The organism is Halomicronema sp. CCY15110, from assembly GCF_016888165.1.
Taxonomy (GTDB): domain Bacteria; phylum Cyanobacteriota; class Cyanobacteriia; order Phormidesmidales; family Phormidesmidaceae; genus Halomicronema.
Window position 1 is genome coordinate 154660 of record NZ_JACSWC010000433.1, and the last position, 12708, is coordinate 167367.

Below are 12708 nucleotides of genomic sequence, written 5' to 3' on the forward strand. Positions count from 1 at the left end.
ACCCTGGGTACCATTGCATTGATATCAACGCCAACGGGGCGATCGCGGGGAAAGAAACATGAGATTCCTAATAATGGGGGCGATCGCCAGCACGAGCGCCACCCTTTTACTCACGCTCAATGGATGGCCCGCCCAGGCCCAGGGCATCGTGCCAGCGGCAGACGGCACGGGCACCCAAGTCACCCCCAATGGCCCTAACCACATCATCACCGGGGGTAGCACCGCCGCCGACCAGCAAAATCTGTTTCATCGCTTCACCGACTTCAATTTGCTCACGGGCGAAACTGCCACTTTTATCACCCAGCCGGAAATTCTCAACATCTTAAGTGGCGTCACCGGCAACAACCCGTCCCTCATTGATGGGCTATTGCAGGTCAGCGGCTCCAATGCCAACCTGTTTTTGATCAACCCTAATGGCATCCTCATGGGGCCAAATTCGGCGCTGAATCTCCAGGGCAGCTTTACGGCGACGACGGCTGATCAGGTAAACTTCGCCGACGGTCTGTTGGATCTGGCCGGCACCTCCGACTACGCCACGCTCGTCGGTGCGCCACAAAGCTTTGGCTTCACCTTAGAGAACCCCGCCAGTGTGGTCAATGCAGGCGATTTGGCCGTCGCCCCAGGCGAAACTATTCTGCTGCTGGGCGGGCAAGTGTTGAACACGGGCACGCTCACCGCGCCCGGTGGGGAGGTTGTGATCAGTGCCGTGGCAGGCAGCAATCTAGTCCGCATTACCCAAACGGGATCGCTGCTGAATCTCGAACTCGCCACTTTGGCGACGGCGGAGGGTGGGGCGACGCCGTTTTCGCCGCTGACGTTGCCGGAGTTGTTGACGGGCAGTGCGATCGCGGCGGCAACGAACGTGACGGTCAATGCCGACGGCACTATTCAACTGGGCGCGACGCCGTTGGAGGCGCAGCCGGGGAGCGCGATCGTCTCAGGGGCGATCGATGTGGAACAAGTGCAAGGCGGTCAGGTGCTGGTGCTGGGCCGTGACCTGACCCTCACCGATGCGCTGATTGCCGCCTCTGGTGCAGACGCTGGCGGCACTGTCCGCATTGGCGGCAACTACCAGGGCCAGGGCGTATTGCCCCGCGCTCAGACCACTTGGATTGATGCCAACAGCCAGATTCAGGCGGACGCCCTTGACACTGGCAATGGTGGTGAAGTCATTGTCTGGGCCGATGACACCACTCTATTTCAGGGGCTGATTACGGCTCGTGGCGGCCCCAACGGCGGTGATGGGGGCCTGGTGGAAACGTCCGGTCGTCAAGCGATCGACATCGACGGCGGCAGCGTCAACGCCAGCGCCACCCAAGGCACAGCGGGCCTCTGGTTCGTTGACCCCAATGACATCAATATTGATGCCGCCCTCGCCATCACGATTCAAAATGCCCTAGCGGCAGGGACTAATTTCACTGCATCGACGATTGACGGAGCTCCAACAGATGCGATTGGCACCCCTGGCAATGGCGATATTTTTCTCCTGAGCGATATCAATGCGACTGCCACTAACAACGCGACGCTGACGCTGACGGCCTCCCGCTACATTCAAGCTGTCGAGGACGATGGGGTATTCCCGTTTATCTCAATTACAGGCGGTAACTTGGTGCTCAGTCTCAACCAAGAAGGGTTGGCAGCCCCCACGAATCCGACCATCAACGACGCTCTGCGAACCATCAGTTCCGTGGATGGCATCACCGAAATTAACCTCGGCCCTGGCACTTATCAAGAACCCGAACAAATTTTCCTGAGTTCCGGCATGCGGTTGCAAGGCAGTGGGGCGGCTAACACCATCATTGACGGTTCACGGAGCGGCCCGATTTCCGTCTCTGCGGTCAGCCTACCTGACGTGCTGGCGACCCAAATCAATGACCTGACGATCGCCAACAGCGTGAACCGTACTGGGGCGGGCGGGGCGATTAGCAACTTTGGGAACCTCACCATCAACAACAGTGTGATTCGCGATAACCAGGCCACGACTGGCGGCGGCATTGCCAATACGCGCTCTGAGTTTACCTTCACCCCCGATGAAGGCACCCTGGTCATCAACAATTCCACCATTCGCAACAACCAATCGGTGGGAGATGGCGGCGGCATCCGCAATGCAGGGGGTACTGTCACGATCAATAACAGCACGATTCACAACAATACGGCTGGCGATGATGGCGGTGGCGTGGATAACAACAATGATGGCGGCACTGTCACCCTTCGCAACAGCACTATTGTGAACAACGTCGCCGCTGGGGAGGGCGGTGGCATCGAAAACGATAGCTTGATGACGATCGCTAACAGCACCATCGTGGGCAATACAGCGGCGATCGGGGGTGGCGTTTCGAACACCCTCAACGGCAGCACACTGACCATTACCAGCAGCTTGATTAGTGGCAACACGGCGACCAGTGGCTCGGGCAGTAATGTGTTCAATGGTGGCAGTCTGGCTGGCGGCAACAATCTGTTTGGGGCTAACAACACAGCGGGGGTTCTGGGATTTTCGCCAGCGGCGAGTGATATCGTGCCAGCCGTGCCATTATCGGCCATCATTTCTACCACGCTGGCCGATAACGGCGGCTCCACCCCAACCCTGGCCCTCGTCGCAGGCAGTCCAGCGATTGATACTGGCAGCGGCTCGGGAACTGACCAACGGGGCTTGCCGCTGGTGGGGACCCGTGACATCGGGGCGTTTGAGTTTCAGGGCAGTAGCGGCTACTCAGGCGGTAGCGAAGAAGGTAGTGGGGATGACTTTGAATGCATCGCTGGGGACTGCAATCCGCCCACACTACCTTTTGAGACTGGGCCTCGGGCTCGTCGGGGCAACTCAGAGGCCAGCTACGTACAGCAATTTGAAGAGCACCTGGGGGTAGAGGCCAGCGCCTTTGAAGATCTTGACGCCCTCGATCGCGCTCGCACCATTACGGGCGTGACCCCCGCCATCATCTATGCCAGCTTTGTGCCCCCTAGCGACGAGGTCGAAATCGCCACCCTAGATACCACGCTGATTGCAGATGCCAGGGCTGCCAACAAGTCACTGGTTATTGATGATGCCCTCGGGCAGCAGATTGTGGCCCAGGCGGAGGGACGGCAAGAGCGTACCGCCGCGATCGCCGATGAAGATGTCTTGCAGTTGGTGCTCGTCACTGCTGATAACACGCCCCGGCGCATCAACACGGGCGTGCCCCGCAGCGAAGTCTTGGCCGCCGTGCAGCAATTGCAAATCGAACTCACTGACCGCACCCGCCGCCGTTTGGATAATTACCTGGTGCCATCCCAAGCGCTGTATCGCTGGCTAGTAACGCCCTTAGCTACTGCCCTGGAAGCAGAGGATATCGGTCATATTTCGTTTGTGTTGGATGAAGGATTGCGATCGCTCCCCATCGCGGCGCTGCATGATGGCGAGCAATTCATCATCGAAACCTACAGTGTGGGGCTCATGCCGAGTCTCTCCCTCACCGATACGCGCATTGGCAACATCCGGAATGCGGCGGTGCTGGCGATGGGGGCTTCAGAATTTAGCGATCAGCCGCCGCTGCCCGCCGTGCCCCTCGAAATCGCGACCATCGGTGAGTTGCGCGTGAGTGAAGCCTATCTCAACGAAACATTTACGCCCGAGACCCTGGTGGCACAGCGTTCCGCAGCGGCCTATCCCATCTTGCACTTAGCCACCCACGGTCAATTTACCAGTGGCGAATTGAGCAACTCCTACATTCAGTTTTGGGATCAGCGCTTGGGGCTCGATGAGTTGCCCCAACTACAACTGGGGGATCCCGCTGTCGAACTGATGGTGCTGAGCGCCTGCCGCACTGTCTTGGGAGACTCCGAGGCCGAACTGGGCTTTGCCGGACTGGCGATTAAGTCAGGGGCGAAAAGCGCGATCGCGGCCCTCTGGCAAGTGAGCGACCTGGAAACCGCTGGCCTCATGGCCGAACTCTATACCCAGGTGGGGCAGGTGACCTACAAGGCAGCGGCATTGCAGCAGGCACAGCTCGCCATGTTGCGCGGCGATGTCGTCATTCAAGATGACACCCTGATCTGGAGCGGCGGCAGCGAACCTCTGCCAGATGCATTTAGCGGACGAGGTTTGGCCGATACTCAGCATCCTTACTACTGGGCGGCGTTTACCCTGGTGGGCAACCCCTGGTAAAGAATGATGGGCTGATCAAGGTTCCGGCGTTGACCATGTGTGTTGTGAACATTGACGAGCACTTCGACGATTAAAAATTAGACTATTAGGCCCAGTGATTTCACTGGGTATTCCTTTCCCTGTAGCGAACTTTCTGTATTTATGACCAGTGCAAACGTCCCTAGTAATACCGACGACTTATTTCCGGTGGTGGGTATTGGTGCCTCTGCTGGCGGGTTAGAAGCGTATACCGAATTGCTGAGCCACTTACCGCCAAATCCGGGTATGGCGTTCGTCTTAGTGCAGCATTTGGAGCCTCACCAACCTAGCGCCTTGGGCGAAATTTTGGCCCGAGTGACTGAACTGCCGGTGCACGTCGTGATGGATGGGCTCGCCGTTGCCCCCAATCAGATTTACGTGATTCCGCCGAATACTGTGATGACGATCGCCTCGGGGCAACTGCGATTGCAACCCCGACAGCAGTCGCAACGGGTCAATCGGGTCGTGGATATTTTCTTTGAGTCATTGGCCCAAGATCGAGGCAACCAGGCGATTGGCATTGTGCTCTCGGGCTTTGGCGATGATGGGGCCTTAGGGCTAGAAGCGATCAAAGCGGCGGGGGGCATCACCATGGCCCAGACCGAAGACTCGGCGCAGAGTAGCGGGATGCCGCAACGGGCGATCGCCACCCACCAAGTGGACTTTGTTCTGCCCCCCGCCGAGATCGCCCAAAAGTTGGTCACCATGGGGTCGGAAGCTTACCTCACGCAGGCTATACCCCCCAAGGCCGCGCCTGCTGAGACCAGCGAACCAGACTCCTTTACGGCGATTCTCAATATGCTCCGAGTGGGAGCGGGGATCGACTTTTCGCAATACAAGCCCACCACCCTACAACGGCGCATGGCCCGGCGCATGGCCCTACACCACTTACCCGGGTTGGCCGACTACTTACAGTTTCTCCAGGGGCATCCCGAAGAGGTGCAAGTCCTGTGCCACGAAATCCTCATTAGTGTCACCAGTTTTTTCCGCGATTCGGCCACCTTTGAGGCCCTTAAACAAAAGGTGTTGCCCCAACTGCTGCAAAACCGCGATCGCCACGACCCCATTCGCGTCTGGGTAGCCGGCTGCTCGACGGGACAAGAAGCTTACTCCATTGCCATCGTGCTCCTAGAGGTTCTGGCCAACCAGCCGGTCAGCCCCCCGATTCAAATTTTTGCCACCGACATTAGCGAAACCGCGATCGGGATTGCCCGCCAGGGCCTCTATTCGTCAGCCCAGGTCGCTGATCTCTCTCCCGATCGCTTACAGCGCTTTTTTGTCGCGACTGAAGGCGGTTATCACGTCAACTCAATGGTGCGGGAAATTTGCATTTTTGCCTGCCAAAATCTCATCAGCGATCCCCCCTTTTCGCGGCTTGATCTCATTAGCTGTCGCAACGTGCTGATTTATTTTGGGTCGGCGTTGCAGGCCAAAGTGCTGCCCATGTTCCACTACGGACTGAAGCCCCAGGGGGTTCTCCTGTTGGGGTCGTCAGAAACCGTCGGTGACTTTGGTGGCTTGTTTACCCTGGTCGATCGCAGCCACAAATTCTATGTCAAACAGGCCGCTGCCTTCCGGCTTCCCCTCGATCTGCAAGATAGCCCGCTCGCCCAGATCACCTCTGGGGTGCTACCCGAGGGCCGCTCGGTATCCGAACGGGAAAGAGATGTAGAAAGAGCCACCAACGACGCCATCTGCCGCCGCTATCAACCGACCGGGGTAGTGATTAATGGCAAGCTAGCCATTGTGCAATTTCGCGGCCAAACCGGCCCCTATCTAGAACCCACCCCCGGCCGCGCCAGCTTAAACCTGCTGCAACTGGTCAAAGATCCCCTCCGGCTCGATCTCCGCACCCTCATTTATCAGGCGGAGCAGTCGGGGCAGGCCGAGAGTCGGGAAGGCATCGCCTTTCATGAGGGCGATCGCCAGCGGCAAATTCGCATTGATGTCATTCCTTTTAGCGTGAGCAATTACGAAAATTACTACCTCGTGTTGTTCGAAGATTGCACGGTGCCGCCGTCCGCGACCGCGACCACACTGCCGCCCTTGATCCAGGGGGCCGAGGAATCTCCCGAAGCCACGCGCTACCGCCAGGAGATCGAACGGCTACAGCAAGATCTCGAAACCACCCGCTCTCACCTACAAGCCATCATTGAAGAGCGGGAATTTGCCAATCAAGACCTGCGGGCCGCCAATGAAGAGATTCTCTCCAGCAATGAAGAGTTGCAGAGCACGAACGAAGAACTGCAAACGGCGAAAGAAGAGATTCAAGCGACGAATGAAGAACTGGGCACCATCAACGACGAACTGTATCGGCGCAATGCCGAGGCCTCCCGCATCGGCGATGACTTTCAAAACCTCCTCGGCAGTATCAACATTCCCGTGCTGATGGTGGGCAACGATCTGCACATTCGGCGCTTTACCCCAGCGGCGGTGCCTCTGTTTAATTTGATTCCCAGCGACATTGGCCGTCCCCTGGGCGACATTAATCACTGCCTGGCGATCGCCGATCTAGAGGCGCAAATCCTCGCGGTGATCGACACCCTGTCACAAACCACTCAAGAAATTCAAGACGACACGGGGCGTTGGTACCAGCTGCAACTGCGGCCCTATCGCACCCTGGATCATCGGATTGATGGCGCAGTCATTATTTTGATTGATATCGATCGCCTCAAACGCAATACGGCGGCGCTACAGGTGGCCCGTGACTTTGCCGATGCCATTGTGCAAACCGTCCGGGAGGCGCTGGTGGTGCTCAACGGTGACCTGCATGTGGTGATGGCGAATGGGCAGTTTTACCAAACCTTTCAAGTCGCCTCTACCGATACTGAAAATCGCTCAATTTTTGAACTCGGCAATGGCCAGTGGAATATCCCCCAACTGCGATCGCTGCTAGAAGAAATTTTGCCCGAAAATCATCGCATCGAAGGCTTTGAGGTCACCCACAACTTCGAACACATCGGCCCCAAAACCATGATGCTCAATGCCCAAACCATGGCTCAACCCGATGGGGAAGATTTGATTTTACTCGCGATCGAAGAACGGGCCGCCAAGCCCCCGAGTGAAACTTAAAGCTGGTCCAGCATCACGCTAGCCAGGTTGGGGACTTGCGCGTAAAAAAGATTCCCATGAACCGAGTTTCGACTCCGCTCAACTCTCGATACTGGAAGGTTGAGCGAAGTCGAAACCGGATTGAACGGGTACTTTATTTAGTGGCAGGTCCCTTGCCAGGACGATCATTATTCAATTCACTAAACTTGTAACAGTTGATGGATTTTCTGTAACAGTTGACAGGTTATCTGTAGTGTTTGGTGGATTGTCTGTGAGCATGGAATTAGGAGTGTTGAATTAAGAGTATTGAATTAACCATGTTTTCTTCCACAGCAATTATTGCCCCCGTTGTCAGGGAAGGGCGCGATCATGGGAATCTCACAACAAATCGAAGCGGTTTATCAGCGGGCACTACTGTTGAAAGAACGCGCTGAAGCCCAGTTTGTCGAGCCTGACTTGCTCGAAGCGGCGCTCAAAGAGTTTTATTTTGTCCTCGAAGAATTGCACACGGCGGACGAAGATATTCGTCAGCAACATGCGCAGTTGGCGGCCACGCATCAAACCCTGCAAGCCGAACGGCAACGCTACCAAGCCCTCTTTGAGCTGGCTCCCGATGCCTATCTGGTGACTGACGGTCGTGGGATTGTGCATCGGGCCAACCAAGCCGCCGAAACCTTATTTTCTCGATCCCGCCCGATGCTGATCTGGAAACCGTTGACCGTGTTAGTGGCCGCCGAGGATCGGCCTCGAATTCTTAATTACTTAACCCAGCCAAACCCGCCGCAAGATTGGCAAGTGACCCTGCTCCGTCCTGATCACGAGCTCGTTACCGTCGCTGTCACCACCACCTTGATGACGAACCCCAACAGCGAAGGGGTTGCCATATTGTGGCTACTGCGAGATATGACTGCTCACCAGGCGCAGCTCCAGACGTTGCAGACGGCCACGCAAACCTTAGAACAGCAGGTAGCTCAGTACAAGGCTGAACTCGCTCAAGTGCAGGCGCAATTGCAAACTGAAATTGCTAGACGGAACCAGGGAGAGCAAACCCGATTAGACGGGCAAACCTAAAACGGGCAAAATTAAGGTGAGGTTGGCTACGGTCAATGGGGGGGGCGAGAGTTACTGTCGGGTGTATGCGGAGTCTACTCAAATACTATTAGCCTCTTGGAGGCTGCATGGATATCTTTCATCGTATTGATGAGGTCTATCAACGAACTGTGGAGTTGCAGACCCAGATCGATCCGGCTCAGCCAGCTTTGGCGGCGGCGTTACAAGATCTCCACTTGGTCTTAGAAGAACTACAAGCCACCCATGAAGAACTCGCGGTGCAGAATCGTCGCCTCGCCAGCGTACAGCAGCAATTGCAAGTGGAAAAACAACGCTACTGGGATCTCTATAACTGGGCTCCCGATGGCTATTTGGTGACTGATCATCAAGGCGTCATTCAATTTGCCAACGTCGCGATCGCCCAGTTACTCGGCGTGGCCCAAGAACAACTCAGCGGTAAGCCGTTAGTCCTGTATTTGCCAGAGGCTGATCGCCGCGCTTTCTACGCGCTGTTAGCCCAACTGCATCAAACGGCTGTCGCCAATGTGTCTCTGGCCTCTCCTTGGGAGACCCAATTGCGGCATCGCCAGGGCGGGACGATAGATGTGGCCATCATGACCTCCATCGGTTTACCCATGGCCGCAGACGCCTCAACCTTACGTTGGCTCATTCGCAACATCACCGAGCAAAAACGCGCCGAAACTGAGATTCGCCAGCTGGCCTTTCATGATGCCTTAACGGGGTTACCGAATCGCGCCTATTTTGAGACCTACCTGGCGCAGGCGATCGCCCAGACCCAGCGGGATAATACGCGACTGGCGATCGTCTTTTTGGATTTAGACAACTTTAAAGGGATTAACGATTCCTTGGGGCATTGGGCCGGTGATCAGCTCTTGCAGCAGGTGGCCCAGCGACTGCAAAACTGTCTGCGGCAGGGCGATTGCCTGGTGCGTTGGGGCGGCGATGAATTTATCTTCGTGATTATTCAAGCGATGACTCGGCAGTCAATTGAGCACCTGTGCGATCGTATTTTGGCGAGTTTTGCGCTCGCCTTTCCCATTCACCAACATGAGTTGCATATTAGTAGCAGTCTGGGGATCGCCGTCTATCCAAACCATAGCCAAGATGCTGAAACGCTTATCAGATATGCGGATCAAGCCCTGTATCAGGCCAAAGCCCACGGTCGCAACAGCTATTGCTTTTTTGAAGAGGACAGGGGGGCACATGCTCTTGAGACCTTCCAACTGGAGCATGAGCTGCACGAAGCCCGAAACCATCAAGAGTTTTGTCTGTATTTTCAGCCCCAAGTGGATGTGGTCAGTGGAGCTGTGACTGCTTTTGAGGCGCTCTTGCGCTGGCAGCACCCGCACTTAGGGCTGTTAGCTCCCGCCGCCTTCTTAGGCATCTTGGAAAATAATGGCCAAATTGTCGAGATTGGCGATTGGGTGCTGCAAGCCGGCATCCGTCAGGCGACTATCTGGCACCAGGCTGGGTTTGAGAACATCAAGCTCGCCATCAACCTATCGGCCCGCCAACTCCGATCCCCGTCGCTGGTCATGCACGTGCAGCAATGCCTGGAAACTGCCCAGTACGACCCCACGCTGCTCGAATTTGAGATTACCGAAACATCCGCCATTACCCATCCCCAAGAAACTCATACGACCCTTCAACAGTTGGCCGAGCTGGGCATTACCATCAGTCTGGATGACTTTGGCACCGGGTATTCGTCCCTCACGTTGGTCAAGCAGCTACCGTTGCAAAAGCTCAAAATCGATCGCTCCTTTGTGGCCGACCTCTCTACCAGCCCTTGCAACCAGGCCATTATTGCCGCCACCATGACCCTCGCCCAGCAGCTCAATCTCCAAATTGTCGTTGAGGGAGTAGAAACCGCTGAGCAGGTTCCCATTCTTCAACAGTTCGGACTGCGGGAAATGCAAGGCGATTGGTTTGCCCGCCCCATGGCCGCTGCTCAGGTCTTGGATTTTCTCCGGCAGCGACCCACCCCACCTCATGCGTCCCCGCCATAACCTCACTGGTGCCTTGGCCTCCCCCCAGCCGCGACCAGCGTCCTCCGGGGTTGTGGGTCAGCCGCTCAACCGCCCAAATCGCAGGGTAATAGGCCAGGTCATGGGGACGCGATCGCCCGGCCAGTGCGGGGCCATCTGCGCCGCCAATGCTGCTAACGGATTCACCCCATGGGTGGCGATAAACCGCTGGGTTGCCGACCAGGTGAATAAATACCCCATCAACTCCGGCAACGTCCACGCCACCCGCAGGGTGTAAGCCGGGGCCGTTAGCTCAGCAAAGGGAAAATCCAGGGTCGCATAGCCCGTTTCAACCAGCCGCCGCTCTGGCGTCCAAAAGTCATCCAACGTTTCGCCATAGTAAGTTTGGAGTAACGCTTCCAGAGCCGGAACCGCGATTTGGGGCCGCCCGTAACCCCAAATCGCCAAGCAGCCGTTGGGCTTTAAGACCCGCTGCACCTCGGCATAAAACGCTGCTAGTGAAAACCAGTGAATCGCCTGGCCCACCGTGACTAAATCCAGGCTATGCCCCTCAATGCCGCTAGCTGCCGCGAGGGCGACCCGATAGGTAATCCGAGCATGGGGCGGGGCTTGCCGGAGTTGCGCGGCACTGCCATCAGTGGCAATCACCTGGGTAAAGTGTTCGGCCAAGGCGATCGCCGCTTGCCCATTGCCCGTGGCACAATCCCAAACGCGATCGCGGGCTGCACACTGCTGCCCTAACCAGGTGAACAACTCCGCCGGATAGTGGGGGCGGTATTGGGCATAGTCGGCAGCCTGCCCCGAAAAGTAATCCTTGAACGTCATCGCTCGGCCCGGCCCGATGCCTGCTCGCCGAGGTGGGTAATGGCAGTGACGGTCAACGCGGTGAGTTGGGGCAACACGATATTGGCCCCGGCTGCTTGGAGGCGATCGCCGTATTCAGCCGCATAGCTTTTCCCCGCTGCCACCACGTGGGGCGGCAAAATGCCCACTCCCAACCAGCACCCGTCCGGACGCTGGGTTTTGGCTTGCTGCACGGTCTGCATGTCCGCCACGGTGTCGCCCGCATAGAGAATCGGCAAATCGGGGGCGCTCCCCAGTTGTGCCGCCGCTTGAAAGAAGCCCGTCGGGTCGGGCTTACTCGGCGCATCGTGCATCGCAATCAGCAAGGGCTCCACCAACCCCAACCGCTGTTCGAGGATGAACTGCGCAGAGCCGCGAGTCGCGCCACTAAAAAATCCCCACCTGATCCCGCCCTTTGTCAGATGCTCGAAATACTGCGGCGTTACCAGCAGTGGCTCTTGGGTGATGTATCCCGTCCACTGAGTGGGATCTTCCAGCTTTGGCCCCCGATAGCGGCGCTGAAAGAAGTCCACGATCTCGTCAAAGTCGAGGGCGATCGCCGCCCGCGACTGTCCCTGGCTCTCGTAGTAGCGCCAAATAAACTCCTGCGAGGCTTCCCAATCGTTGTTCCAACTCCCTTCCGCCTTGAGCTGATCAATGTCCGTCGGCGTGGGGCGATAGCGCCCTTGGGTGAAATGCTCAACGGTATCGGCCAAGGCTCGACGATACGATCCGCCCACATCTCGAATCACGCCATCAATGTCAAAGATTGCGATCGCCTTCACGGACATTGGCCCTGCCTCAACGTAGTTAAGCTAGTAAACACAATGAATTCCTGATTGGCAACCCAAAATTGGGCCTCGACGTCTGTCTGATAAACCGCCAATTGCCGTAGTAAACGATCAACCTGGCCCATGAAAGAACTGGCGCAAACCTGGACGCACTGGCGCTACCAGTATTACCTTGATGTCCGCTGGGCAGAAGACTGCCTCTGGCTATCCGTTCAGCAGAAAAAAGGCGACACTACACAACTCCCGCATTGGAAACACTTCGGCATCCGCTGGGAGCACCCTCGCTGTATTTCCGTCAAGACTCGTTGGCCCCCAGAGGCGAAACATAGCAGTGCGGACAAATCCCAGAGTGAAAAATCGCTAACGCCCAGTCAGCGAATAGAACCCGATCCGATCGAACAGCTCAGGACATCGTTATGCGAACGAGCCGCTAAGATCGAAGCGATTCAGGCCCGTTTTGGTCCCGATATGCCAGAAGAGTACCGCATCGAGATACTCAACACGGCGTAAGCAGTCATTGACTATTGGCAGGATGGCGGCAAATATGAGCGTTGCTACAAAGCCCGCTGGCAGTTCGAGCACGCCCCCGTCAACTTCAGCGGCCCTCAATGCTCACGGGCTCTCGGTCGCGCCTTCTTCGGCTTGGATGCGGATGACTAACGAGGGTCAGCGAGAGCTGAGTATAAGGGACTTGCGCGCAAAAAAGATCCCCATGAACCGAGTTTCGACTTCGCTCAACTCTCGATACTGGTAGGTTGAGCGAAGTCGAAACCGGATTGAACGGGTACTTTATTTAGTTGCAGCTCCC

Annotated in this window: 7 protein-coding genes; 5 read left to right on the forward strand and 2 right to left on the reverse strand. The window is 56.8% G+C overall.

Annotated features, from left to right (window positions below):
- The first annotated feature begins 58 nt into the window (after nucleotides 1-58).
- The 4 genes from JUK32_RS25520 (at nucleotide 59) to JUK32_RS25535 (ending at nucleotide 10287) form a co-directional block, all read left to right on the forward strand.
- Entirely contained in the window at nucleotides 59-4141 is a 4083-nt protein-coding gene (locus JUK32_RS25520) for a CHAT domain-containing protein (RefSeq protein ID WP_204141687.1), read from the forward strand.
- Nucleotides 4142-4282: 141 nt separating this feature from the next.
- Nucleotides 4283-7231 (forward strand): chemotaxis protein CheB, encoded by a 2949-nt coding sequence (locus tag JUK32_RS25525; protein WP_204141688.1) that lies wholly within the window; start codon nucleotides 4283-4285, stop codon nucleotides 7229-7231.
- Nucleotides 7232-7579: 348 nt separating this feature from the next.
- On the forward strand, nucleotides 7580-8281 hold the full coding sequence (locus tag JUK32_RS25530) for a PAS domain-containing protein (RefSeq protein WP_204141689.1): 702 nt from the start codon (nucleotides 7580-7582) through the stop codon (nucleotides 8279-8281).
- A 107-nt stretch (nucleotides 8282-8388) separates the two neighbouring features.
- Nucleotides 8389-10287 carry a bifunctional diguanylate cyclase/phosphodiesterase gene (locus tag JUK32_RS25535; RefSeq protein WP_204141690.1) on the forward strand — a complete coding sequence of 633 codons (1899 nt, stop codon included), beginning with the start codon at nucleotides 8389-8391 and terminating at the stop codon, nucleotides 10285-10287.
- Nucleotides 10288-10344: 57 nt separating this feature from the next.
- On the opposite strand, the gene JUK32_RS25540 is transcribed toward JUK32_RS25535, so the two are convergent.
- Both JUK32_RS25540 and JUK32_RS25545 read right to left on the reverse strand, forming a co-directional pair.
- Entirely contained in the window at nucleotides 10345-11091 is a 747-nt protein-coding gene (locus JUK32_RS25540; protein ID WP_204141691.1) for a class I SAM-dependent methyltransferase, read from the reverse strand.
- On the reverse strand, nucleotides 11088-11900 hold the full coding sequence (locus tag JUK32_RS25545; protein ID WP_204141692.1) for a TIGR01548 family HAD-type hydrolase: 813 nt from the start codon (nucleotides 11898-11900) through the stop codon (nucleotides 11088-11090). The genes JUK32_RS25540 and JUK32_RS25545 overlap by 4 nt, the downstream gene beginning before the upstream one ends.
- Before the next feature lie 123 nt (nucleotides 11901-12023).
- Here JUK32_RS25545 and JUK32_RS25550 point away from each other — a divergent pair, with 123 nt between their 5' ends.
- Entirely contained in the window at nucleotides 12024-12410 is a 387-nt protein-coding gene (locus JUK32_RS25550) for a hypothetical protein (RefSeq protein ID WP_204141693.1), read from the forward strand.
- Nucleotides 12411-12708: the final 298 nt, after the last annotated feature.

Excerpts from the sequence above, each read along its gene's own strand:
- JUK32_RS25520 (WP_204141687.1), top strand. The coding sequence starts at position 59 with ATGAGATTCCTAATAATGGGGGCGATCGCCAGCACGAGCGCCACCCTT.
- JUK32_RS25525 (WP_204141688.1), top strand. The coding sequence starts at position 4,283 with ATGACCAGTGCAAACGTCCCTAGTAATACCGACGACTTATTTCCGGTG.
- JUK32_RS25530 (WP_204141689.1), top strand. The coding sequence starts at position 7,580 with ATGGGAATCTCACAACAAATCGAAGCGGTTTATCAGCGGGCACTACTG.
- JUK32_RS25535 (WP_204141690.1), top strand. The coding sequence starts at position 8,389 with ATGGATATCTTTCATCGTATTGATGAGGTCTATCAACGAACTGTGGAG.
- JUK32_RS25540 (WP_204141691.1), bottom strand. The coding sequence starts at position 11,091 with ATGACGTTCAAGGATTACTTTTCGGGGCAGGCTGCCGACTATGCCCAA.
- JUK32_RS25545 (WP_204141692.1), bottom strand. The coding sequence starts at position 11,900 with ATGTCCGTGAAGGCGATCGCAATCTTTGACATTGATGGCGTGATTCGA.
- JUK32_RS25550 (WP_204141693.1), top strand. The coding sequence starts at position 12,024 with ATGAAAGAACTGGCGCAAACCTGGACGCACTGGCGCTACCAGTATTAC.